The 22,492-nt window shown below is 74.9% G+C and carries 21 protein-coding genes and 1 pseudogene; 10 read left to right on the forward strand and 12 right to left on the reverse strand.

All coding sequences use genetic code 11. The features are described 5' to 3' along the window. Positions 1-49: 49 nt before the first annotated feature. Both ACFVSN_RS03775 and ACFVSN_RS03780 read left to right on the forward strand, forming a co-directional pair. On the forward strand, positions 50-1,291 hold the full coding sequence (locus tag ACFVSN_RS03775; protein ID WP_387602323.1) for a sensor histidine kinase: 1,242 nt from the start codon (positions 50-52) through the stop codon (positions 1,289-1,291). Then, positions 1,288-1,995, forward strand: a complete 708-nt coding sequence (locus ACFVSN_RS03780) for a response regulator (RefSeq protein ID WP_380440291.1) — start codon at positions 1,288-1,290, stop codon at positions 1,993-1,995. Before ACFVSN_RS03775 ends, ACFVSN_RS03780 begins: the two co-directional genes overlap by 4 nt. A 128-nt stretch (positions 1,996-2,123) precedes the next feature. Here ACFVSN_RS03780 and ACFVSN_RS03785 read toward each other — a convergent pair whose 3' ends face one another. Continuing rightward, positions 2,124-2,651 (reverse strand): DUF6463 family protein, encoded by a 528-nt coding sequence (locus ACFVSN_RS03785; protein ID WP_387602325.1) that lies wholly within the window; start codon positions 2,649-2,651, stop codon positions 2,124-2,126. Positions 2,652-3,158: 507 nt separating this feature from the next. Between ACFVSN_RS03785 and ACFVSN_RS03790 the strand changes: the two are divergent. Beyond that, a pseudogene (locus tag ACFVSN_RS03790) lies at positions 3,159-3,470 on the forward strand (helix-turn-helix domain-containing protein); the annotation flags it as partial. A gap of 76 nt (positions 3,471-3,546) precedes the next feature. On the opposite strand, the gene ACFVSN_RS03795 reads toward ACFVSN_RS03790, so the two are convergent. Next, the gene (locus ACFVSN_RS03795; protein ID WP_387953614.1) at positions 3,547-5,043 is read right to left on the reverse strand and encodes a PLP-dependent aminotransferase family protein; all 1,497 of its coding nucleotides are present in this window, start codon (positions 5,041-5,043) and stop codon (positions 3,547-3,549) included. A 29-nt stretch (positions 5,044-5,072) separates the two neighbouring features. Between ACFVSN_RS03795 and ACFVSN_RS03800 the strand changes: the two genes are divergently transcribed. Then, a complete protein-coding gene (locus ACFVSN_RS03800) occupies positions 5,073-5,903 on the forward strand; it encodes an L-histidine N(alpha)-methyltransferase (RefSeq protein WP_380440285.1) in 831 nt (276 codons plus the stop codon). Position 5,904: 1 nt separating this feature from the next. Here the strand turns inward: ACFVSN_RS03800 and ACFVSN_RS03805 are convergent, their stop codons facing one another. After that, positions 5,905-6,834: an NAD-dependent epimerase/dehydratase family protein gene (locus ACFVSN_RS03805; protein ID WP_387953615.1), complete on the reverse strand. Its 930-nt coding sequence runs from the start codon at positions 6,832-6,834 to the stop codon at positions 5,905-5,907. A 19-nt stretch (positions 6,835-6,853) separates the two neighbouring features. Continuing rightward, positions 6,854-7,351: a MarR family winged helix-turn-helix transcriptional regulator gene (locus tag ACFVSN_RS03810; RefSeq protein ID WP_380440281.1), complete on the reverse strand. Its 498-nt coding sequence runs from the start codon at positions 7,349-7,351 to the stop codon at positions 6,854-6,856. A 112-nt stretch (positions 7,352-7,463) separates the two neighbouring features. On the opposite strand from ACFVSN_RS03810, the gene ACFVSN_RS03815 reads away from it, so the two are divergent. The 3 genes from ACFVSN_RS03815 to ACFVSN_RS03825 all read left to right on the forward strand — a co-directional run bounded on the left by ACFVSN_RS03815 (position 7,464) and on the right by ACFVSN_RS03825 (position 10,758). Further along, on the forward strand, positions 7,464-8,378 hold the full coding sequence (locus ACFVSN_RS03815; RefSeq protein ID WP_387953616.1) for an EamA family transporter: 915 nt from the start codon (positions 7,464-7,466) through the stop codon (positions 8,376-8,378). Positions 8,379-8,408: 30 nt separating this feature from the next. Beyond that, positions 8,409-9,047 (forward strand): NAD(P)-dependent oxidoreductase, encoded by a 639-nt coding sequence (locus tag ACFVSN_RS03820; RefSeq protein WP_387953617.1) that lies wholly within the window; start codon positions 8,409-8,411, stop codon positions 9,045-9,047. Positions 9,048-9,183: 136 nt separating this feature from the next. Then, positions 9,184-10,758 (forward strand): alpha/beta hydrolase, encoded by a 1,575-nt coding sequence (locus ACFVSN_RS03825; RefSeq protein WP_387953619.1) that lies wholly within the window; start codon positions 9,184-9,186, stop codon positions 10,756-10,758. On the opposite strand, the gene ACFVSN_RS03830 is transcribed toward ACFVSN_RS03825, so the two are convergent. Next, positions 10,695-11,087 (reverse strand): hypothetical protein, encoded by a 393-nt coding sequence (locus tag ACFVSN_RS03830; protein WP_387953620.1) that lies wholly within the window; start codon positions 11,085-11,087, stop codon positions 10,695-10,697. The genes ACFVSN_RS03825 and ACFVSN_RS03830 overlap by 64 nt on opposite strands. Positions 11,088-11,105: 18 nt before the next feature. After that, positions 11,106-11,531 (reverse strand): hypothetical protein, encoded by a 426-nt coding sequence (locus ACFVSN_RS03835; protein ID WP_387953622.1) that lies wholly within the window; start codon positions 11,529-11,531, stop codon positions 11,106-11,108. Positions 11,532-12,008: 477 nt separating this feature from the next. On the opposite strand from ACFVSN_RS03835, the gene ACFVSN_RS03840 reads away from it, so the two are divergent. After that, complete coding sequence (locus tag ACFVSN_RS03840) at positions 12,009-13,508, forward strand: lytic transglycosylase domain-containing protein (protein WP_387953623.1); 1,500 nt, start codon at positions 12,009-12,011, stop codon at positions 13,506-13,508. 95 nt (positions 13,509-13,603) lie between these two features. Here the strand turns inward: ACFVSN_RS03840 and ACFVSN_RS03845 are convergent, their stop codons facing one another. The 6 genes from ACFVSN_RS03845 to ACFVSN_RS03870 all read right to left on the reverse strand — a co-directional run bounded on the left by ACFVSN_RS03845 (position 13,604) and on the right by ACFVSN_RS03870 (position 19,628). Beyond that, positions 13,604-14,863: a cytochrome P450 gene (locus ACFVSN_RS03845; protein ID WP_387953625.1), complete on the reverse strand. Its 1,260-nt coding sequence runs from the start codon at positions 14,861-14,863 to the stop codon at positions 13,604-13,606. An 11-nt stretch (positions 14,864-14,874) separates the two neighbouring features. Next, positions 14,875-16,221 (reverse strand): MAB_1171c family putative transporter, encoded by a 1,347-nt coding sequence (locus tag ACFVSN_RS03850; RefSeq protein WP_387953627.1) that lies wholly within the window; start codon positions 16,219-16,221, stop codon positions 14,875-14,877. 11 nt (positions 16,222-16,232) lie between these two features. Further along, positions 16,233-16,811, reverse strand: coding sequence for a hypothetical protein (locus ACFVSN_RS03855; RefSeq protein WP_359958570.1), 579 nt, complete (start codon positions 16,809-16,811; stop codon positions 16,233-16,235). A 106-nt stretch (positions 16,812-16,917) separates the two neighbouring features. Next, the gene (locus tag ACFVSN_RS03860; protein ID WP_380440265.1) at positions 16,918-17,625 is read right to left on the reverse strand and encodes a hypothetical protein; all 708 of its coding nucleotides are present in this window, start codon (positions 17,623-17,625) and stop codon (positions 16,918-16,920) included. Positions 17,626-18,009: 384 nt separating this feature from the next. Next, positions 18,010-19,047: a DUF5954 family protein gene (locus tag ACFVSN_RS03865; RefSeq protein WP_380508074.1), complete on the reverse strand. Its 1,038-nt coding sequence runs from the start codon at positions 19,045-19,047 to the stop codon at positions 18,010-18,012. An 89-nt stretch (positions 19,048-19,136) separates the two neighbouring features. Continuing rightward, the gene (locus ACFVSN_RS03870) at positions 19,137-19,628 is read right to left on the reverse strand and encodes a GbsR/MarR family transcriptional regulator (RefSeq protein ID WP_387953628.1); all 492 of its coding nucleotides are present in this window, start codon (positions 19,626-19,628) and stop codon (positions 19,137-19,139) included. A 106-nt stretch (positions 19,629-19,734) separates the two neighbouring features. Between ACFVSN_RS03870 and ACFVSN_RS03875 the strand changes: the two genes are divergently transcribed. Together ACFVSN_RS03875 and ACFVSN_RS03880 are read left to right on the forward strand one after the other, a co-directional pair. Further along, the gene (locus ACFVSN_RS03875) at positions 19,735-20,670 is read left to right on the forward strand and encodes an ABC transporter ATP-binding protein (protein WP_387953629.1); all 936 of its coding nucleotides are present in this window, start codon (positions 19,735-19,737) and stop codon (positions 20,668-20,670) included. Then, entirely contained in the window at positions 20,667-22,334 is a 1,668-nt protein-coding gene (locus tag ACFVSN_RS03880) for an ABC transporter permease (RefSeq protein WP_387953630.1), read from the forward strand. The genes ACFVSN_RS03875 and ACFVSN_RS03880 overlap by 4 nt, the downstream gene beginning before the upstream one ends. Positions 22,335-22,492: the final 158 nt, after the last annotated feature.

Below are 22,492 nucleotides of genomic sequence, written 5' to 3' on the forward strand. Positions count from 1 at the left end.
CCCCTTTCGGGGGAGGCTGCCGGTGGGCTGCCCGGCAATACTGGCGACCATGATCAGGGGAATCCGGCCGCTGCTGCGCGGCTCCACGTATTCGGGTGTGCTGTTCGCCTATTGCGGCGCGCTGGCGAGCCTTCCGCTGCTGCCTCTCGCCCTGTTGCCGGCGCTGTCGTGGCGATCCGCTCCGGAAAGCGTGCAGATCGTCCTGGTCCTGCTGGTCTGGGCGGTGCTGGTCGGCGTGGTCGGACTGGCGCGCCCCGTACGGCGGGCGCTGGTCGTGTCCGCCCGCCGGCTGCTGCGGGTGCCGCTGCCGAATCCGGTGGCCGGTCGCCGGACCTCTGGTTCACTCGGCCTCGACCGCTGGCGGACCCCGATCTGGCTGGTGCTGCACGTGGCCGTCGGGTGGACGGGGGCGCTGGCGAGCGGGGTGCTGTTCATCATGGGCCTCTCTCTGCCGGGGAACTGGCTCGGCGGCGAGGCGCGGGCGAGCCTGTTCGGCGCGTCGGTCCGGGTGTCGGGCGGGTGGAGCTGGGTGGTGGCGGCCGTGTGCATCCTGCTGGCGGTGGCCGTCTGCGTACTGGTGACGAAGGCCCTGCGGTGGTCGGCGCCACGGCTGTTGGGCCCGTCGGCGGCCGAGCGGCTCGCGCTGGCTGCCGAGCGGGAGCTGCTGCTGGCCGAACGCAATCGGATCGCTCACGAGTTGCACGACTCGATCGGACACACGCTGACCGCGGCCACCATCCAGGCGGCGGTGGCGGGCGAGGTGCTCTCCGCCGACCCGGCGGCGGCGCGGGCCGCCCTGCGCAGCATCGAGGAGTCGACCCGGGCCGCGCTGGAGGACCTGGACTACGTGCTCGGAGTGCTGCGCGAGGAACAGTCGGGAACAGCGCCGACCCGGACCCTGGCCGACCTCCCCGAGCTGCTGGACCGTCTGCGGCACGCGGGGGCGGTGGTGGAACCGGCCCTGTCGGGCGAGCTGACGCAGGTGCAGGGGACGCTCTCCCGGGCGGCGTACCGGATCCTCCAGGAGGGGCTGACGAACGCGCTGCGCCACGGGGCGGGCGGCCCGATCGAAGTCCGGGTGGCGGCCGGGCCGGACGGACTGGATCTCGCGGTGGTCAACCGGACCGGGGCACGGCCGGGCCCGGGACCGGACTCCTTCCCGACCTCCGGCCACGGCCTGCCCGGACTGGCCGAGCGCGTACGGCTGCTGCACGGTGAGTTCCAGGCCGGCCCGGACGGGACGCAGCACTGGCGGCTGGCCGTCCGGCTGCCGGTACGGGTCTCGGCGTGAGTGGATCCGACGCGGGCGAAGGCATCGCCCTCCCCGCCGTCACCAGCCCCGCCATCACCCTCATGATCGCGGACGACGACGAGGTGACCCGCAGCGGCCTGCGCATGCTGCTCGCCGCACAGCCGGGGATCACGGTGGTCGGCGAGGCCGCCGACGGCGTCGAGGCGGTCGAACGGGCGCAGAGCCTGCGGCCGGACGTGGTCCTGATGGACGTCCGGATGCCGCGTCGCAACGGGATCGAGGCCACCCGCCAACTGCTGGCCGAAGCGGCCGACCCGCCGAAGGTCGTGGTGATCACCACCTTCGAGAACGACGGCTACGTCACCGCCGCCCTCAGCGCGGGCGCCAGCGGCTTCGTCCTCAAGCGCCTCCCGGTCCGCCGGATCGCCGAGGCGGTCCGGGTCGTGGCGGCGGGCGAAGCGGTCCTCTTCCCGGCCGCACTGGGCCGCATGGTCGCCGCCCGCCCGCTGGGCTCCGCCGAGGCCCTGCCGCAGGCCGCCCTGACCGGCCGGGAGGAGGAGGTGCTGCGCCTGATGGCCACCGGGCTCTCCAATCCGGAGATCGCGGAGTCCCTCACGGTGAGCCTGGAGACGGTCAAGACCCACGTCGGGAACGTGCTGACCAAGCTCGGCGCGCAGAACCGGACCCATGCCGTGGTGATCGCGTACGAGTCCGGCCTGGTGGTCCCGGGCTTCACCGGCTGACCATTCCGAACGGCACCCGACCGAGACGGCTACAACGCGATCCCAGCTGCGTCCCGGTTGCAGTTCTGGTGGCTCGCGGGCGACTTTCCGAAGTAGGCCCCTCGGCCGCCATGGGCTGCGCCAGCCGGTCACATGGTCTCGGTTTTGGTCTCGTTCACCCCCGTCCGGCCGGGTTCACCCACCGTCCATCGGTTCGCTCCGTCGCAGGTCAGGACGGGTGTGAACCCCGGCGGACGGCGTTCGGGAGACTTGGCGCGGCGGGCGGCGACCAGCAGCAGGATCTCTGCGGCCAGGTCGAGCGGGGGTGCGAATCCGGCGAGTGCCGCGCCGGCCACCGTCCAGGTCAACAGGGCCCAGGCGATGAACGGCGGTGGAGCGATGCCGCGGCGGTTCAGCCACAGGATGGTCAGGCCGATGATGACGAAGGGCGGGGCGAAGCTGTCGACCGTCAGCCAGTACGCGCTTCCGGCCGGGCTCATCTCGGACAGGGAGGCGCCCCACAGCTCCCCGCCGAGCCACTCCCCGATGTGGCTCGCGGCGTGTTCCTTGGTGAACGCGAGCACCGTGTGCGCGGTTCCGAACACCACCAGGAGCCATCCGGCCCAGGTGATGATTCCGGTCGTGGGGGCCGGCCTCGCCCCGGTCGTGGTCGTCATGACCGCACCTCCTCGTTCGGGTAGGGAGATGGTCCTCCGGCCGCCGGGCCGCGGGCTTGAACGGAACGGCAATGCGCGCCCGCAGGGCCACCCGGGAGCGGGACCGGGAGCGTGTGCGACGATGCCGACGTGGTCGAACAGTCGCGGTCCTGGCGCCTGGAGGGCGACGGCCAGCTGGCTTTCGCCGCCGTCGCCGCCGAGTTCACCTGTTTCGCGGCGTCCACCTCCGGCACGGTGCGACCACACGCCGCACCGGCCTGGCAGTTGACCCTGTCCTGGGACGGTCCGGTCACCGCCACCGACGACCGCGGCCGGGTGGCCGCCGGCCCCGGGCTGCTGATCCCGCCCGGCCTGCCCACGACCTTCACCCGCCCGGACGGGGGCACCCGGCTCTGGATCGACCCCCACGGCCTGGCGCTCCCCGCCGGGCGCCGCGTCCACGAACTCGACCGTGCACAGGTCGGCACACTGCTGGCCGCGGTCGACGGCGGCTTCGAGCTCCACGCCGTGCGCCGCGCCGTCCACGGTCTCTTCGGGCCGCCCGCCGCCGTCGACCCCCGCTTCCGGCGGGCCGTCGACCTGCTGCGCACCGGAACGGACCTGGCTGCCGTCGCGGAACGGGTCGGCGTCTCCCCGCGCCGCCTGCGGCAGCTGTCGGCCGAAGCCGTCGGCTGCCCGCTGGCCGGCCTGCGCCGCTGGCACCGCACCCGCGAGGCGATGGTGCACAGCGGCGCCGCGGGCCTGGCGACCGCCGCGGCCGAGGCCGGGTTCGCCGACCAGGCCCACCTGACCCGCACCGTCACCGCACTCATCGGCCGCACCCCCGGCGCCGCCCTCGCCGAGACCCTGAAACGCTCCACCGAGAGCCGGACACAAGCGCCCCCGGCACCCTCGACTACCCCGACCGGCGCACCAGCCGCCCCAGCACCGCCACCCCCTCCGCGATCTCGCCCGGCGCACCGGCCGCGTACCCGAGGACCAGCCCCTGCGCGTACGGCAGTCGCGCGTGCCACGACAGCGGCTGCACCTTGACCCCGTGCGCGAGCGCCGCCGTCGCCAGCTCGGTGTCGGTGCAGCCGAGGTCCGCCGGGAGCGTGAGCATCAGGTGCAGCCCGGCCGCGGCGCCGTGCACGGTGGCGCCGGGGAGGTGCTCGCGGACGGCGGCGATCATCGCGTCCCGCCGGCGGCGGTGGCGGCGGCGCAGCAGCCGCAGGTGGCGTTCGAGCGCGCCGGACTCCATCACCCGGGCGAGGACGAGCTGCGGCAGGACGGGGTTGCCGAGGTCGGCGTAGCGCTTGGCGGCGAGGACGTCCTCGCGGAAGCGGGGCGGCACGAGGAGCCAGCCGGTGCGCAGGGCGGGCGCGAGCAGCTTTGAGACGCTGCCCGCGTACAGGACGCGGTCCGGGAGGGCGGCACGCAGGGCGGGCACCGGCGGGCGGTCGTGTCGGTGCTCGGCGTCGTAGTCGTCCTCGATGACGAGGCCGCCCTCGCCCGCCCAGCGCAGGAGTTCGCGCCGCCGCTCCCCGCTGAGGACCACGCCGGTCGGGTACTGGTGGGCGGGGGTGAGCAGGACGGCGGGGGCGCCGGTGGCGCGCAGCGCGTCGACCCGGACGCCGTCGGCGTCGACCGGGACGGGCGGGGTTGCGGCGAGCCAGTGGGCGAGGTGCTGGCGGGCGCCGAGCGAGCCCGGGTCCTCGGCGGCGACCTCGGTGATGCCCGCCCGGCCGAGCGCCTGGCCGGTCAGGGCGAGGGCCTGGGCGGTGCCGGCGGTGATCAGGACCTCGTCGGGGTCGGCGCGGACGCCGCGGTTGCGGGCGAGCCAGTGCGCGACGGCCCGGCGCAGCTCCGGCGTGCCGCGCGGGTCGCCGTAGCCGAGGTCGTGGGCGGACAGGCCGTCGAGGACGGCGCGTTCGGCGCGCAGCCAGGCGGCGCGGGGGAAGGCGGCGAGGTCCGGGCGGCCGGGCGAGAGGTCGATCCGGGCGGGGGCGGCGCGCAGGGCGTCGAACACCTCGGGCCCGGGATCGGGGCGGAACAGCGGGGGTTCCGGGCGGGCGGCCGGCGGTGCCGGCGCGGGCGGCGCGGGGGCCGCGACGACGACGGTGCCTCCCCTCCCCCGTCCGGCGACCTGCCCCTCCTCGGCGAGGCGCCGGTAGGCGTCGGTCACCACCCCTCGGGAGACGCCGAGTTCGGCCGCGAGCACGCGGGTCGCGGGCAGTCGGTCGCCGACCGGGAGGCGACCGTCGGCGACCGCCTCGCGCAGGCGGTGGGCGAGCCAGTCGGTGAGTCCGCCGGGTGGGGCCTCGGCGGTGTCGAGCTGGAGGAAGTCGGCGCCGGGGTCGGCGGCTCCGGACTCTTTGGACCGGTCGGGAGCGTCGCCTATGGACCTGTTCACCGGGCCATTGTGGGCCGAAGGTTGAGGCCATGACCACCGAGACCGCCCCGCACGACGGCCCCTACGTCCACGGCTACTCCGACACCGAGGCCCGCCGCCTCGACGACCAGGCGAACACCCTCGCCGACCTGCTCCACGCGGGCACCGCGTACCCGCCCGGGAGCCGGGTCCTGGAAGCGGGCTGCGGGGTGGGCGCGCAGACCGTGCACCTGCTGGCCGCCAGCCCCGGCGTACGGCTGACGGCGGCCGACATCTCGGCCGAGTCCCTGGCCCGCGCCCAGGCCCGGGTGGCGGCGCACGCGCCCGCCGCCGAGGTCGCCTGGCACCACGGCGACCTGCACGAACTGCCCTTCCCGGACGGCACGTTCGACCACGTCTTCCTGTGCTTCGTCCTGGAGCACCTGGCCGACCCGGCGGCCGGCCTGGCGGCCCTGCGGCGCGTGCTGCGCCCGGGCGGCACGATCACGGTGATCGAGGGCGACCACGGCTCGGCCTTCTTCCACCCGGACAGTCCGGCCGCCCGCGCCGCCGTCGGCCATCTCGTCCGCCTCCAGTCCGACGCGGGCGGCGACGCCCTGGTCGGCCGCCGCCTGCACCCGCTCCTGACCGCGGCCGGCTTCTCCGACGTCACCGTCCGCCCGCGCACGGTGTACGCCGACGCGTCCCGCCCGTCCCTCGTCGAGGGCTTCACGCGCCGCACCTTCGTCGCCATGGTCGAGTCCGTCCGCGACGACGCCCTGTCCGCCGGCCTCGCCACGCCCGCCGCGTTCGACGAGGGCATCGCCGCCCTGCGCCGCGCGGCGGACCCGGGCGGGACGTTCCACTACACGTTCTTCAAGGCGGTGGCGGTGAAGCCCTGACTCAGTGCCGCCCGCGCCACCATTCGACGGTCGCGCGGAACTGCTCCTCCAGCGGCGTGGCGCGCAGGGTGAACGTGGACTCGTAGGCGGAGGAGTCCATCACGAACGGGCGGTCGAACTGGTAGAGCGTCTCCCGCAGTTCGCGCAGCAGCGGGGAGACGAGGGAGCCGAGGGCGAGGACGGCCGGGGGTGTGCGGCGGACGGCGACCGGGCCGGTGCCCGCCGCTTCCGCGAGGCCGGCCACCATCGCGCGGGCCGACGCCGGCGGGACCGTCGGGACGTGCCAGGCCCGGCCCCACGCGCGTTCGTCGTCTGCGGCCTCGGCCAGGGCGGCGGCCACGTCGGGCAGGTAGGTCCAGCTGTGCGGCGCGTCCGGGTCGCCGAGGACCGCGACGGGGCGGCCGGCCAGGACGCGGGGCACGACGCGGGCGGCGAGGTGGCCGCGGTCCGTCACGCCGGGGCCGAAGAAGTCGGCGGCACGGACCTCGACGGCCCGGATCCGGCCCGCCTCGTGCAGCGCCCGCGCCCGCTCCCAGACCTGTGCCCGCACCCGGCCCTTGCGGCCGGTCGCGGCGAGCGGCAGGTCTTCGGTGAGGGGGCCGTCCACCGGGCCGTAGCCGTACAGGTTGCCGAGCAGGACGAGCACCGCGCCGCTCGCCTCGGCCGCGGCGCACAGCGCGTCGGCCAGCGGCGGCAGTTCGGCGGCCCAGCGGTGCAGGGGCGGCGCGGCGCAGCCGTGGACGGCGACGGCGCCGCGCGCGGCCTCGGTCAGCCGGGCGGGGTCGGAGGCGTCGAGCGCGAGGTGCTCGATGCCGGGTTCGGCGGGCCGCCCCGACCGGGTGACGACGCGTACCTCGTGCCCACGCCCGGCCAGCAGCCGCGCCGTGGCCGCCCCCGCGGGCCCGTATCCCACCACCAGATGAAAGCTCACGGCGACACCTTAGGGCCCGTCACTCCGCGCTGTCGCCGAGGAAGGCGAGGAGCGTGCGCATGGCGTCGACGAGGGCGGCGGTCTGCTCCTCGTCGAGGCCGGCGAGCATGCGGTACTCGGTGGCGAGGTGGGCCGGCAGCGCGCGGTCGATGAGGTCGTGGCCCTCGGAGGTGAGGGCTACCTCGCGGCTGCGGCCGTCCTGGTCGCTGCGGGTGCGGGTGACCAGGCCGCGGGCCTCCAGGCGGTCGAGGCGCTGGGTGATGGCGCCGGAGGTGACCATGGCGGACTGCATGAGGCCGGTGGGGGTGAGCCGGTAGGGCGGGCCACTGCGGCGCAGGGTGGCGAGGACGTCGAAGGAGGCCGCGTCCAGGCCGTGTTCGCCGAAGGTGCGGTTGAGTTCCGCGTCCACCAGCCGGAAGAGGCGCTTGAGCCGGCCGAACACCTCCATCGGGGAGACGTCCAGGTCGGGGCGCTCGGCGCCCCACTGCGCGACGACGCGGTCCACATGATCTGCCACGGGTCCAGGGTAGGGGATCGCCCCCATGGTTCCTTAGCGGTGAGGTAACTGTGAGCCACCTCACGACACCGGAGCGCCAAGGAATGTCTTAGCGCTGAGATACATTGGCTTAGTGCTAAGACATCGACTCGGCATCGTGCTGCTGACCGCACTGGCCCCGGCCGTCTGGGGCTCGACCTACCTCGTCACCACCGAACTCCTGCCGCCCGACCGGCCGCTGCTCGCCGGCGTCCTGCGCTGCCTGCCCGCCGGGCTCCTGCTCGTCGCCCTCACCCGCAGGCTGCCCCGGGGCGACTGGTGGTGGCGGGCGCTCGTCCTCGGCGCGCTCAACATCGCGCTGTTCCAGGCCCTGTTGTTCGTCGCCGCCTACCGCCTGCCCGGCGGCATCGCCGCGACCGTCGGCGCCGTCCAGCCGCTCGTCACCGCCGCGCTGTCGGCGGCGCTGCTGGGCGAGCGGATCACGCTGCGCACCGTGCTGTCCGGCATCGCCGGGGTCGCGGGCGTCAGCCTGCTCGTGCTGCGGGCCGGCGCCCGGCTCGACGCGGTCGGCCTGGCCGCCGCGGTCGGCAGCGCGGTGGTCATGGCCGCCGGCCTCGTCCTCGCCAAGCGCTGGGTCTCCCCCGCGCCGGTGCTCGCGACGACCGGGTGGCAGCTCACCGCCGGCGGGCTGCTGCTCGTCCCGGCCGCCCTGGTCGTCGAGGGCGCCCCGCCGTCCCACCTGACGGGCACCAACGTGCTCGGCTACCTGTACCTCAGCCTGATCGGCGCGGCCCTGACGTACGTGCTGTGGTTCCGCGGGCTGCGGGCGCTGCCGCCGAACTCGGTGTCCTTCCTGGCCCTGCTCAGCCCGGTGGTCGCCACCGCGCTCGGCTGGCTCGTCCTCGGACAGGACCTCACGCCGTTGCAGGTCCTCGGCGCGCTCGTCGTCCTGGGCTCGCTGGTCGCGGCCCAGCGGCAGCGCCCGCGCGCCACCGCCGCGGCGCAGGCCGGGCCGGCACCGAAGCCGTCCGTCCACGAGAACGTCTGATCCCGCCACCCCTTCGAAGGAGAAATCCCCATGCGCATCACCGTGTTCGGCTCGACCGGCAACGTCGGCAGCCGGGTCGTCGCCGAGGCGCTCGCCCGCGGCCACGAGGTCACCGCCGTCGTCCGCGACCCGGGCAAGCCGCACGGGCTGCCCGCCACCGCGGCGATAGCCGTCGGCGACGCCCGCGACGCCGACGACGTGGCGCGGCTCGCGGCCGGCCAGGACGTCGTGATCACCACCACCCGCCCCGCACCGGGCAGCGAGGGCGAACTCGCCGTCGCCACCAAGGGCCTGCTGGCCGGCCTCACCGGGACGGACGTGCGCCTGCTCGCCGTCGGCGGCGCGGGCAGCCTCACCGTCCCCGGGACCGGCGGCACCCTCCTCGTCGACACCCCGGGCTTCCCCGCCGCGATCCTCCCCATCGCCCTCGCCTGCGGCGAGCAGCTCGCGCTCTACCGCGCCGACGAGCAGGTCGACTGGACCTACCTGAGCCCGGCCGCCCTGCTCGAACCCGGCACCCGCACCGGCCGGTTCCGCCTCGGGCGCGACGAACTGCTCGTGGACGCCGACGGCGACTCCGCGATCTCGATGGAGGACCTCGCCGTCGCCCTCCTCGACGAGGCCGAGACCCCCGCCCACCGCCGCACCCGCTTCACCGCGGCGTACTGATCCGACGCCCGGTCCCCGGTCCGCCCCACACGACGGACCGGGGGCCGGCCCCCGCACGGGGGTGTAGCTGGCACCACCCCCGAAACGGATGCCCACGTGATCGCCCGTCAGCCGCCGGTCCGACAGGATTTTCCACGTGAAGACAGCCACCGGCACCGTCGCCGCCCCGAAGCCCGCCGCCTCCCGCATCCGCCGCGCCGCCATCGCCGTGGCCGCCGCCGTGGTGGCCGGGCTCGCACTGCCCGCCACCGCCAGTGCCGCCCCGAACGACGCCCGGGACCCGGGCGACGCCGTGAGCGTCCCGGCCCGCTACGCCCAGCAGCAGCTCGACTGGAAGCCGTGCGACGGGCAGCCCGCCCTGGAGTGCGCCACGATGGCCGTCCCGCGCGACTGGCACCACCCGGACGCCGGGGCCGACCTCTCCATCGCCGTCTCCCGCCACCGCGCCGGCGACCCCGCCCACCGCCGGGGCACCCTCCTCATGGCCGCCGGCGGCCCCGGCGCCTCGGGCCTGCTGCGCCCGGCCGGCCTCGCCACCAAGGCCCCGAAGGTCGGAGCCGCCTACGACATCGTGAGCTTCGACCAGCGCGGGGTCGGGCGCAGCACCCGGGCGCAGTGCCAGAACCCGGAGCAGTTCCAGGAGTTCATGGCGGGCGACTACCGCGACCAGTCCCCCGAGGCGGTCGACCGCGTCGTCTCCAACGCCCAGGCCCTCGTGGCCGCGTGCGAGGAGCACAGCGGGGACCTGCTCCCCTACCTGACCACCGAGCAGACCGTCCACGACCTCGACCTGTTCCGCTCGCTGCTCGGCGAGCGGAGGATCAGCTACTTCGGGCCGTCCTACGCCTCGATGATCGGCGCCTACTACGGGACGCTGTTCCCGCACCGGGTCGAGCGGATGGTGCTGGACAGCAACATCGGCTTCGAGGGCACCTGGGAGGAGTTCGAGCTCGGCCAGCCGATGAGCTTCCAGCGGCGGTTCGACGAGGACTTCGTGCCGTGGCTCGCGGCCCGCGACAGCACCTACCACCTCGGCTCGACGCCCCAGGAGGTCAAGGACCGCTGGGAGAAGCGGCGCGCGGCGCTGCACGACAGCCCGATCGTCGCGGGGCCGGTGACGATCGGCCCGAACCAGCTCGACAACGGCGCGATCGGCGCCATCTACGAGGAGGAGAACTTCCCCTACCTCGCGCAGGGGCTGGCGGCCGTCGACAACTGGGACGGCGCGGACGCCGCGGCCAAGGACATGGCAGGCCAGGTGTTCGGCCACTACCTCAGCCCGGAGTTCCTCGCCGAGTACTTCTCCGTGACGTGCTCCGACACCCCGTGGACCAGGGACCTGGACACCTGGGTCGAGCGCGGCGCCGAGAACACCGCCCGCTACCCGCTCGCGGGCGCCCGGACGCTGGCCTTCAGCGCCGTCTGCGCGTCCTGGCCCAAGACCCACGCCCCGCACGTGAAGGTGACGGGCGCGAACCTGCCGCCGACCGTCATGCTCAACTCGGTGCACGACCCGGCGACGTACTACGAGGCTGCCCTCGGCGCCCACCGCGCACTGCGCGGCTCACGGCTGGTCACCGTCACCGGCAACGGCGACCACGGCCAGTACCCCACCGCCAACACCTGCGTGACCGGAGTCGTCGAGCGCTACCTGCTGGACGGCCGGGCACCCGAGCACGACCTGACCTGCCCCTCCCCGCAGGCGGGTTGATCCCCGGCGCCCCAGCGCGTGCGCAGCCAGGCGGCCGCGGCGGCGAGCCCGGCCACCCCGCCGACGGCGAGCTTGATCCCGAGCTTGGCGACGAGCACCCCGACCACCGGGATGCTCCAGCCCAGCCAGTGGAAGAACGCCAGCAGCACGGCCGCACCGGCGACGATGCTGAGGACGGTGGCGCAGACGGCGGCCGCGGTGGAGAGTTCACGCGGCTCGGGAGCGGACTCGGGAGCGGGCTCCGTGGCGGACTCGGGAGCGGACTCGGTGGGCGACGGAGAAGAAGCGGATGAAGAGTTCGTCGGATCGTTCGCATCCACAGGGCTCATGGCCGTCATCGTACGGGTTCACCGCCGGGCGTGGTGAGTGTCTCCGCAGTGCTCCCCCGTCTCCTCGTCGGGGAAGCTGACGGCCAGCGTGACGCGGTACTCGTAGACGTCGTCGCGGTGCCCCGGCACCCGGGCCCAGGCCAGCGAGTGCACCTCCGCCCCGGGCGCCTGACGGCACCACGCGGCGGCCTCCTCCAGTGCCCGCGCCGCCGAACGGCCGGTGCACACCACGGCGGTGTACGCGGCCACGGCGACGTCGCCCCCGCTGCGGCCGGTCCGCGACACCGCCCGGACGGCGGCCGCCGCCTGGCTCAGGTCCCGGGCCAGGTCGTCCACCACTCTCGGGGGAGCCGGCAGGACCGGCCCCTCGGCGACGGCCTCCGGCAGGTTCGCGCTCACGATCGGGGCCTCCGTCCACATCTGCGCCTCTGTCCGCACGGTCACGGGGCACAGCATGCCGGTCCGGCTCTCCTGGCATGCCCACTTTCATCACAACATCACCCGTCCAGGGACCAGTTGGGGCCGCGGACTGGCGCCGGGACGCCCGTCCTGGTAGAGAACGGCCCCCGGCCCGCCGCGATCCCGGCTGGTCAGAGGGGTGGCCCGCGGGCGGCGCCGGGGCGCTCGGAAGGCCGCGCACGCACCACCCCGTGCCCCGGACCGCCGGTCCGCCCCACGGGTGCGCCGGCTCGGCACCGGTGCGCGCACGACCGGGCCGCTGCCAACTGCCGCGCCGTGCCCGGGACGTGCGACGTTAACGCGGCGGAGCGACCTCGGACGCCCGCCGGACACTCGGGTGCGGTCGGATCGTCGTGATACTAATCATCCCGGGGACGGGATTGGCATGGACCGGCAGGCACGATGATGACCACCCGTCCGTTGAGCGGGACGATCGGACAGGCACACGGGGAGGGGCACGGCATGACGGCGAGGTTCGTCAGCGCGGACAACGGGCGAAAGGTGCGGCTGAGCAAGCGGGTCACCGGGACGGCGGCGGCGTTCACCGCGCTCGCGGCCCTGACCGGCTCCCAGATGACCAGCCTCGGGCTGGCCCCGGTCGCCGCCGCCGACTCCGTGACCGCGCAGTCCGGCGACAGCACCGCGTCCACCGCCCCCGGCACCCCGGGCGGCCCGACGATCCCCGGCCTCGGCACCGGTTCGCCCGCCGACGGCGGCGGCACCGTCCCGCTGCCCCAGCCGCCCGGCGCGATCCCCGGCGTGCCCGGGGCCGGCCCGTTCGCCGCCACCGGCGCCTCGCTGCCGGCGACCGTCTTCGCCGCCTACAAGCAGGCCGAGGCCTCGCTCGCCACCCGCTCCCCCGGCTGCCACCTGCCCTGGCAACTGCTCGCCGGCATCGGCCAGGTCGAGTCCGGCCAGGCCGACGGCGGCCAGGTGGACGCCGTCGGCACGACGCTGCGCCCGATCCTCGGCCCGGTGCTCGACGGCACCGGCGGCAACGCCGCGATCGCCGACACCGACGGCGGCCGCTTCGACGGCGACACCCGCTGGGACCGCGCGGTCGGGCCGATGCAGTTCATCCCGTCCACCTGGGCGACCTGGGGCGTCGACACCCAGGGCAAGGGCAAGGCCGACCCGAACAACATCTTCGACGCCGCCGAGGCCGCCGGCCGCTACCTGTGCGCCAACGGCCGCGACCTCGCCGACCCGGCCCAGCTCGACCGGGCGATCCTGAGCTACAACTACTCGGGCGAGTACCTGCGGACCGTCAAGAACTGGATGGCCCACTTCGGCAGCGGCACCGTCACGACCTCCCCGGACCGGCCGGCCCCGCTGCTGCCGCTCCTCCCGCCGCTGCCGTCCCTCCCGCTGTTCCCGCTGCCGGGCACGGGCACCACCACCGGCACCGGCACCGGGACGACGCCCGGCACGACGCCGGTCCAGCCGCAGCCCCAGCCCTCGCCGAGCGCGCAGCCGCCCACGCCCGTCCCGCCGACCCCGAACCCGACGGGCCAGCCGAACCCCACCGGCCAGCCCAACCCGACCGGGCAGCCGAACCCGACCGGCCAGCCGACGCCCACGGCGGACCCGCGGCCGACGCCCAGCGGCTCGACCTCGCCGAGCGCCACCCCGAGTGGCAGCCCGTCCCCGACGGCCACGGCCACTGCGACGCCCACGGGGACGCCCACGGCGACCCCGACCGGCACGCCCACGCCCACGGGCACCCCCACCGCCTGCCCGTCCCCGACGGCCACGGCGACGCCCACCACGACGGCCACCGCGACGCCCACCGGCACCCCGTCCCCGACGGCCACGCCGAGCGGCACGCCCACCCCGGGCGCGACCCCGACGGCCCCCGGCTGCGCCACGGCGACACCGACCGCCACCACCACCCCGAGCGCCGCGCCGACGACGACGCCGAGCGCGGGTGTCTCCCCCTCGGCGGCCCCGTCCGGCCACTGAGGCGGGAACAGCCGTCGACAGCGCTTCGCCCCGCCGGGTTCCCGCTCGGCGGGGCGAAGCGCTGTCGTGCACCGCTAACGGTCACCAGGTAACGGTCACCAGGTGACGGGCAGTGCGAGCGGCCCCCGGTTGCGGAAGGACTCGCACCACGTGACGGCCGCGTCCGGGTCCGCCGCGCGCAGGGACGGGAAGCGCCGGACGAGTGCCTCGACGGCGATCCCGGCCTCCAGGCGGGCGAGCGCCGAGCCGAGGCAGTAGTGGATGCCGTGGCCGAAACCGAGGTGCCCGCCCTCGGGCCGGCCGGCGTCGTGCCGGGCCGGATCGAAACGGCCGACGTCGTGGCGAGCCGGATCGAAACGGCCCGGGTCGAACCGGCCGGGGTCGTCGAACTGCTGCGGATCCCGGTTGGCCGAGGTGAGGGACATCCAGATCCGCTCTCCGACGGCGATCCGGACACCGCCGATGTCGAGGTCCTCCCGGGCGAAGCGCCGGGAGGCGAGCATGGACGGGCTGTTCCACCTCATGACCTCGTCGACCACCCGGCCGACGGCGAGACCGCCCGACCGCAGGGCGGTCAGCACCTCCTCGTGGGTCAGGAGCGCCAGGACGGTGTTGCCGACGAGGTTCGCGCTGTTGTCGTACCCGGCGAACAGGAGGAGGAAGGCGAGGGCCACGAGCTCGGGCTCGGAGAGCCGGTCGCCGTCCTCGTGGGCCGACACCATCTGCGTGAGCAGGTCGTCGCCGGGCCGCTCCCGTTTGCCGGCGATCAGGCCGACCAGGTAGCGGTGCATGTCCTTCAGGGCCCGGCGGGAGGCGAGCGCCGCATCCGGGGCGGGCGAGCGCAGGGCGTCCGTCCACGTCCGGAAGTCCCGGCGGTCCTCCTCCGCGATGCCGAGCACGTCGCAGATCACCGTGAGCGCCAGGGGCGTCGCGAAGTCCCCCATGACGTCGGCCGAACCGCCCTGGAAGCGGTCGAGGAGCTCCGCCGTGCGGCGCTCGATCGCCGGTCGCAGCCGGGCGACGCTGCGGGCGGTGAAGGCGGGCGCGACCAGGCGGCGGACCCGGGTGTGGTCGGGCGGGTCCATGTTGAGCAGGTGCGCGTCGAGCGCCGACGGCATCGAGGCGCCGTGCGTGCCGCTGCTGGTGGACGTCGACTTGCTCAGCGACAGCCGCGGGTCGGCGAGCCCCGCGCGCACGTCCTCGTAGCGGGTGACGAGCCACACCGGCGCACCGTCCGGCGTCGTCGTGCGGACGACCGGGCAGGCCGTGCGCAGGTGCGCGTAGCCCGTGTGCGGGTCGGTCAGCAGCGTCCCGTCGAACAGCGTCCCGTCGGAGGGCAGGTCGGCGTCCGTCATGGCGGCTTCCGTCATGGGGCGGTGACCCCGGCGTCGAACGACCCTGCGGCACCGAAGCGTTCGGTGACGGTGGCGACTATCGGAGAGGTCCGGTAGGCGACCGCGACCTTGACCAGGAAGGCGACCTCCTCGGCCGGGTCGACGGCCGCGGGCTCGTGGCGGCCGGCGGCCGGGGGCGGCACGGGAGCCCCGGCAGCGTGCGTCCGCAGGGCCACGCTCACCTGGGCGGCCTCCACGGCGGCCTCGACCTCGTCGGGTGCGAGGTCCCGCTCCCGCGCGAGGTCCCGCGCCGCGTTCGCGGCCGTGTCCGTGTAGTAGGGGCGCAGCCGGAGCTGGGCGTCGCGGATCTCCACCCGCTGGCGGGCCACGAGCAGGTCGAGGTCCTGGAGGCCGTCGGCCTGCTGGTCGTCCCCCTGCCGGCCGCCGCGGGGCGAGAGCGTCATCCGGCCCTCGCGGATCCCGATGGCCGGCCGGGCGAGCAGCGCCTTGGCGGACCAGGGCTGCTGACGGTCGTTCGACGGGAGGAGGACGAGCTCCGGGAAGGCGGTCGCGAGGTCGTGCCAGAGCGGGTAGAGGCGCTTGTACGCGCGGTAGGAGACCGCGATCTCGCGCAGGCGGTCCAGTCCCTCCCCCCACGCGGGCATGGTGAAGCCGACGGAGAACAGCAGGGCCGAGACGCTGGCGGACAGCGGGGCGCCGATGCTGCTGACGGTGTGCAGGGGCGAGGTGGCGACCTGGTCCCAGAGCATGTTGAGGATCTTGGGCACGCCGTAGCCGAGGCCGAAGAACGCGCCGAGGGCGACGGTGCGCAGGCCCCGGCGCAGCCACGGACGGTCGACCGCCGCGGCGTAGCGGCGGCACAGCACGATGAGCATCACCATGCTGGTGGTGAAGAGGAGTTGGTAGCTGAGCAGGAAGACCGAGATGTAGGGCACATCGGCGAAGGTGACGTCGAAGTCCACCGGGTGTTCGACGCCGTCGACGTTGCCGAGGAAGAAGAAGACGGCCATGGCGGCGATGGTCGTCAGCGAGTAGCCCACGCCCAGCCAGTGCCGGACCCTCATCCCGCTCTGGGCCGAGGACCAGGACACCAGCAGGGCGATGAACCCGGAGACGCACACCGCCACGCAGACGTAGATGATCAGGGTCGCGATGTTCGGCACGCCGAGGAGGCGGTCGATCCCCATGTAGACGTGGGGCGAGGCCAGGACGAACGGCGCGGCGAACGTGGCGATCGACAGGCACAGGATCTGGAGTTCCCTGTTGCGCCAGTCGCGCACGAGGTCGCGGACCTTGTAGAAGAAAGCGGTCCAGGTGATGACCGCGAGTACGGCGTAGACGACGGTGAGCAGCAGCACGGGGCTCGACCTTAGCGCGAATTGCGCTCCAGGGCCGCGCCGATGTGCCGGACGAGGTTGGCCATCCCGGGGCTGACGGCCTCCTGCCTGGTGCGGGAGGGCGCGCGGCCGGCCCGCAGCGGGAGGAGGGAGGCGACGTACTCGGCGGCCCGTTCCTCCTGCGAGGTGTAGACGGAGCGGGCGAGGACGGACTGCACGAAGCGCGGGTCGAGGGTGGGCATCAGGAGCCGGGCGGCCTCGTCCTGGTCGGCCTCGCTGAAGCCGTGGCCGAGCAGCATGTGGCCGAGCTCGTGCATGACGATGTGTTCCTGGTGGGCCCGGCTGGTGTCCGCGAGGTAGAGGACGTAATCGACGTCGTCGGTGGCCACCCACAGGCCGCAGGGGCTGCCCTGGCGGACCGGCAGGGGGATCGGGACGAGCGAGATCCCGCGGCCGCGCTGCCGCTCGACGCTGTCGACGAGCGAGTTGATGCTGAAGGGGCTCGGGAGGTCGATCCGGGCCACCACGTCCGCGCAGTGTTTTCGCAGGTCCTTGTCGTTCAACTCCGGCCCCCAGAGGCGTTCGTTCTGCTTCCATCGGACAAACGGCACGCCATCCCCCGGACGCTGATCGGGCTCGCCCTGGCCGCTCGGTCGAGGACCGCGTGGAGGGGAGCCTAACGAATCGGCCCGCCCGGTCCCGCCGGGCGGGTCCCGTTCACATGCGCCGGCGCGGATCGGCCTTGCTCAGGAGGTCCAGCATGGGCGACAGGGCCTGGAAGGCGTCCTCGGGCAGCCCCGCGACCTGGCGCAGGGCGATGCCTCTGGCCCCCTGGGCCTTCAGCGCGCCCAGCAGCAGCAGGTCGTTGGGGTCCGCGGCGGGGATGCGGTGGTCGACGAAGTACCCGGCCGGGAGGCTGATCCTGGCGGCGAGTTCGTCCAGCGGCAGGCGCAGCCGCTCGTCCCACCGGCCGGCCCGCAGGCCGTCGAGGGCGTCGCGGCCGATCGGGCAGTTCCTGGCGGTCAGGACGGCGACGCGGGCGTCGTCGTCGAGGGCCGCGGCGGTGTCGGGCTGCAGCACCTTGAGGATGCCGTCGAGGCGCTGGAGCACCATGTCCGGGTCCGGTGCGGGCGTGCCGCCGGCGGCCTCCCCCTCGGAGAGGAAGTACGAGATCGGCACGCGGTAGACGTTCGCCAGCGCGGTCAGGCTGTTGATGCCCGGGTTCGCGACCCGCTCGTTGCGCAGGTTGTGCACCGTCTGACGGCTGATCGTGGGGCTGCCGGGGTACCGCTCCGCGTACTCCTGGCTGGCCTGCTCCACCGCGTGGTAGTCCCGCGGGCCGGTGCCGTCGGGGTGTCCGGTGCTCATGAGGTGCGTGAGTCGCTCCGCGATGGTCCGGCGGTGAGCCGCGGTGTCCTCGGCCATCTTCCTGTGCACTCCTTCGCGGTGTCGGGTCCAGCGTCGTCAATCATACGTGACGAGAAGTCGGCTGAACGGCGTTCTCATCAAGCATCCTTGACAGACCGGGGTCCGTGTATGCACGATCGGTCGCGACGCCGCACCGGACGGTGAGGACCTGCAAGGCGTGGACGGGCAGTACACGGGGGCCGTCCCGCCGCGACACGGGGGCAGGTCCCGGCTCCGTCCGGTCGGCGGACGAAGGTGCCGCATGCGCGCATTGCATGCGCCGCCGGCCACCCGCAGCCACCCCACGGGCTCCGGGTGGCCGGCACCGCACCTGACCACGGTCTCCGGCGGTGGAGGGGAGACGGGGGTTCCCCTCCACCCCGGCAAACGTGCGCGCCCGGTTCAGTCCTGCTCGTCCTCGGGCAGCAGCCCCGCCGCGCGGTCGCGGGCCTCCTGGACCATGATCGGCGGGTCCGGGTCGGGGTCCGACGGGCGCGGCTGCTCCGGGCCGTCCGGGCCGAGCCGCACCACCGGTTCGACGCGCACCAGTTGGAAGCGGCGCCCGGCGGCCTCGACGGTGTTGGCCCGCAGTGCGTCCAGTCGGTCGGCCGCGGCGGCGTAGGCGGCGAGTTCGTCCTCGCCCAGACCGGGGTCGGTCATCGGCGCGAACTCGCGCAGGTAGGCGGCCAGGGTGTCACGGGCGGCCTGCGGGGTCTCGCAGGCACCGGTCATCGGGCCCCAGCGCCCGTCACGCTGTTCGGCGACGGCGCAGTGCACGGGCAGCACGAACACGTTCGGGTGAAGCGCGGAGGCCTGCCTGGCGTCCTCGCGGACCTCCTCGGTGATCGAACGGCCGCTCGGCACCAGGGTCATGAGGTCGAGCCGGACGATGCCGTCGACCAGCGAGACGGCCGCGGCCGGGTCGATCACGTAGCCGTCGACCCGGGACGGCGCCCGGTGCCCCCGGCCGACCGGCGCCGGGTCCGGGTCCGTGGGGCGCGGCGGTTCGACGCCCTCGGGGCCCCCGCGCAGCACCTGTTCGGCGCGGAAGACCCGGTACTGCCGCCCGGCGACGGCCAGTTCGTCGAGCTTCTCCCACTCCAGCCGCTCGTACGCGGCGGTGTAGGCGGCGCGCTCGGCGTCGGTGATGTCCCAGGGGGCGGCCCACCGGCCGCCGGGTTCGCCGTGCGCCCAGCAGCGGAAGACGTGCCCGAGGTCGTCGCGGGCGCCCTGCGGCGTGCCCGCGTGGAAGCAGAGGATCCGCCAGGCCCCCTCGGGCGTGCGCTCGATCGAGCCGAAGACCGGCGGCATCATGAGCAGGTCCGGATAGCGTTCGCGCGACTCCCACGCCTCCAGGCCGGCCACGGCGGAGACCGGGTCGTCGGTGTGGGTGACCCGGATGGTGAGGTGGTCGGGAATGGGCACCACGTCGTCGTCCATGCGGCCAGTGGTAGCGCAGCGGACCGCCGTTCGGGGTGTCCTTGGGTGAACTGCCGTCACGCAGTGGGTAGTTGTGGGATCCTTCGGCGCTAGTGCGCGCCCTCGCCGGCCGCCGCCCGCCGGGCCCGCTCGACGCGCCAGCGGCCGAGCATCCCGTGCAGCTCGTCGATCATGAACTCGAAGAACTCCGCGCTCTCGGCGAGCCGCCGCCCCGCCGCGGTGCCGGCGCCGACGACCGACTCGCCGTCCTTGAGCACCCGGATCCAGCGCATGATGATCTCGTCCCGCCGGGTCAGCGACTCGAACCAGACGTCGTTCAGCACCCGGTAGCGGTCGCGCCGGGATCCGGGCTCGCGCTCCTTGGAGACCAGCCCGACCTGGGTCAGGTAGCGCATCGCGCCCGACACGGCCGCCGGGCTGATCCGCAGCCGCTCGGAGAGCTCGGCGGAGGTGAGCACGCCGCTCTCCTCGGCCATCAGGCAGGAGAAGATCCGCGCGGGCATCCGGGCCATGCCCGCCACCACCAGGTCGGCCGCGAACCGCTCGACGAAGTCCGCCTTCTCCTGGTCCCGCTCCGCCACCGCACACCGTCCCGAATCCGCTGTCGATCTTCCGACGATCTTCCGAGGGAACTTTAACGCCTTCCCAATATTCACGTTTTTCTGAAACTACGGTACTTTCGACAACATGACGAAGGCAATCGCCCTCTCCGGCCTCCGCAAGGACTTCGGCCGGACCACCGCGCTGGACGGCCTCGACCTCGACGTCGAGACCGGCGAGGTGCACGGCTTCCTCGGCCCCAACGGCGCCGGGAAGTCCACCACCATCCGGATCCTGCTCGGCCTGCTGCGCGCGGACGGCGGCACCGTCCGGCTGCTCGGCAAGGACCCCTGGCACGACGCCGTCGAGCTGCACCGCCGCCTCGCCTACGTGCCGGGCGACGTCGAACTGTGGCCGGGCCTCACCGGCGGCGAGGCCATCGACCTCCTCTCCCGGCTGCGCGGCCGCCCCGACCGCCGCCGGCGCGACGAGCTCGTCGAGCGCTTCGACCTCGACCCCACCAAGAAGGGCCGCAGCTACTCCAAGGGCAACCGGCAGAAGGTCGCCATCGTCGCCGCCCTCGCCTCCGACGCCGAGCTCCTGCTCCTCGACGAACCCACCTCCGGGCTCGACCCGCTCATGGAGGTCGTCTTCCAGGACGTCGTCCGCGAGGCCAAGGACCAGGGCCGGACGGTCCTGCTCTCCAGCCACGTCCTCGACGAGGTCGAGAAGCTGGGCGACCGCGTCAGCATCATCCGGCGCGGCCGGGTGGTCCAGAGCGGCACCCTCGGCGAACTGCGCCACCTCACCCGCACCACCGTCGAGGCCGAGACCGTCCGGCCCGTCACCGGCCTCGACGCGCTGCCCGGCGTGCACGGCGTGCGCACCGACGGCGCCCGGGTGCGCTTCGCCGTGGACGGCGCCGAACTCGACGCCGCCGTCCGCCGGCTGAGCGAGGCCGGACTGCGCAGCCTGGTCAGCCACCCGCCCACGCTGGAGGAGCTCATGCTGCGCCACTACGGCGACGAACTCGCCGCCGAGCGCCCCGGCGCGCCCGGCGCGGACGCCGGAGCCGCACGATGACCTCCACCGCCGCGACCCCCGGCACCCGCCGCACCACCGCCGCCGGGCACCGCCCCGCCGCCCGCGGCCCGTTCGCCGGCACCGGTGCCCTGCTCCGCTTCGACCTGCGCCGCGACCGCGTCCGGCTGCCCGCCTGGGTGCTCGGCCTCGGCCTGCTCACCCTGGGCACCGCCAACAGCCTGCACACCGTCTACCCGACCGCCGCCGACCGCGCCTCGATCGGCCACGCCTCCGCGAACCCCGCCGTCCTCGCCATGACCGGCCCCCGGCACTACCTCGCCGACTACACGTGGGGCGCCATGCTCGGCCACCGGATGCTCGGACTGACCGTCGTCCTCGTCGCGCTCATGAGCATCCTGACCGTCACCCGGCACACCCGGGCCGAGGAGGAGAGCGGCCGCGCCGAACTCGTCCGCTCCGCCGCCGTCGGCCGGCACGCCCACCTGGCCGCCGCGCTCGCCACCGCCGCCACCGCCGACCTCGCCCTCGGCCTCCTGCTCGCCGCCGGGCTGCCCGGACTCGGCGTCCCCGGCCTCACCACCGGCGGCGCCCTGCTCTACGGCGCGGCGCTCGCCACCGCCGGGCTGCTCTTCGCCGCGGCCACCGCCGTCACCGCCCAGGCCACCGCACACACCCGGACGGCCTCCGGCCTCGCCCTCGCCGTGCTCGGCGCCGCCTACGCGGTGCGCGCGGCCGGCGACGCCGCCGACAGCGCCCTCGCCTGGGCCTCCCCCATCGGCTGGCTCCAGCGCACCTACCCGTTCGTCGACGACCGCTGGTGGCCGCTGCTGCCCGCGCTCGCCCTCACCGCCGCCGTCGCCGCGGCCGGGTTCGGGCTGAGCACCCGCCGGGACGTCGGCGCGGGCCTGCGCGCCACCCGCCCCGGACCGCCCACCGGCAGCGCCGCCCTCGGCACCCCGCTCGGCCTCGCGCTGCGCCTGCACCGCGGCCTGATCGGCGGCTTCGCGACGGCCCTCCTGCTCCTCGGAGCCATGTACGGCTCGCTGCTCGGGAACGCCGACTCGATGCTCAAGGACGTCGACCAGATCCGCGAGGCCCTCGCCCGGCTCGGCGGCCACAGCCTCGCCGACTCCTTCGCCGCGCTGACGATGCTCGTGGTGGCCGTCGTCGGCGCCGTGTACGCCGTCCTCGCGATGCTGCGCCCGCGGGCCGAGGAGACGGCCGGGCGGGTCGAACCGGTGCTCGCGACCGCCGTCTCCCGGGCCGGCTGGCTGGGCGGGCACATCGCGGCGGCGCTGATCGGCTCGACGGCCGTGCTGCTCGCGGCGGGCGCCGGGTTCGGGATCGCGGGGGCCGCCTCCACCGGCGACGGCGGCGAGTTCCTCCGGCTGGCCGGCGCGGCCCTGGCGTTCGCGCCCGCCCAGTGGGTGACGGTGGGCTTCGCCGCGGCCGTGTACGGGTGGCTGCCCAGGGCCACCGCGCTGGCCTGGCTGCTGCCCGCGTACGGCTTCGTGATCGGCTACCTCGGGCCGCTGCTGCGGTTCCCCGAGGGCCTCGACCGGCTCTCCCCGTTCGGCCACGTGCCGCGGCTGCCCGCGGCGGCCATGGACTGGACGCCGCTCGCCGTGCTCACCCTCGTCGCGGCGGCACTGATCGCGCTCGGGCTGGCCGGGTTCCGGCGGCGCGACCTGGACACCGGCTGACGACACCGCGCTACACCAACACCGGTTTCAGGCAAAGGAGTTGACGAGCGATAGCCAGCGGCAACGCCGGCTGTCAAGCCTCCCGGGGAGGAGGGAGCGTGCCGATTGCGTGCGATCGGGGTCGCCCGCCCCGGGCGGCGCGCGCTCGGACGTCTGGC

The sequence above is a fragment of the Kitasatospora sp. NPDC057904 genome, assembly GCF_042887925.1.
GTDB lineage: Bacteria > Actinomycetota > Actinomycetes > Streptomycetales > Streptomycetaceae > Kitasatospora.

Excerpts from the sequence above, each read along its gene's own strand:
- ACFVSN_RS03775 (WP_387602323.1), top strand. The coding sequence starts at position 50 with ATGATCAGGGGAATCCGGCCGCTGCTGCGCGGCTCCACGTATTCGGGT.
- ACFVSN_RS03785 (WP_387602325.1), bottom strand. The coding sequence starts at position 2,651 with ATGACGACCACGACCGGGGCGAGGCCGGCCCCCACGACCGGAATCATC.
- ACFVSN_RS03800 (WP_380440285.1), top strand. The coding sequence starts at position 5,073 with ATGACCACCGAGACCGCCCCGCACGACGGCCCCTACGTCCACGGCTAC.
- ACFVSN_RS03820 (WP_387953617.1), top strand. The coding sequence starts at position 8,409 with ATGCGCATCACCGTGTTCGGCTCGACCGGCAACGTCGGCAGCCGGGTC.
- ACFVSN_RS03830 (WP_387953620.1), bottom strand. The coding sequence starts at position 11,087 with ATGAGCCCTGTGGATGCGAACGATCCGACGAACTCTTCATCCGCTTCT.
- ACFVSN_RS03840 (WP_387953623.1), top strand. The coding sequence starts at position 12,009 with ATGACGGCGAGGTTCGTCAGCGCGGACAACGGGCGAAAGGTGCGGCTG.
- ACFVSN_RS03845 (WP_387953625.1), bottom strand. The coding sequence starts at position 14,863 with ATGACGGACGCCGACCTGCCCTCCGACGGGACGCTGTTCGACGGGACG.
- ACFVSN_RS03860 (WP_380440265.1), bottom strand. The coding sequence starts at position 17,625 with ATGGCCGAGGACACCGCGGCTCACCGCCGGACCATCGCGGAGCGACTC.
- ACFVSN_RS03865 (WP_380508074.1), bottom strand. The coding sequence starts at position 19,047 with ATGGACGACGACGTGGTGCCCATTCCCGACCACCTCACCATCCGGGTC.
- ACFVSN_RS03875 (WP_387953629.1), top strand. The coding sequence starts at position 19,735 with ATGACGAAGGCAATCGCCCTCTCCGGCCTCCGCAAGGACTTCGGCCGG.
- ACFVSN_RS03880 (WP_387953630.1), top strand. The coding sequence starts at position 20,667 with ATGACCTCCACCGCCGCGACCCCCGGCACCCGCCGCACCACCGCCGCC.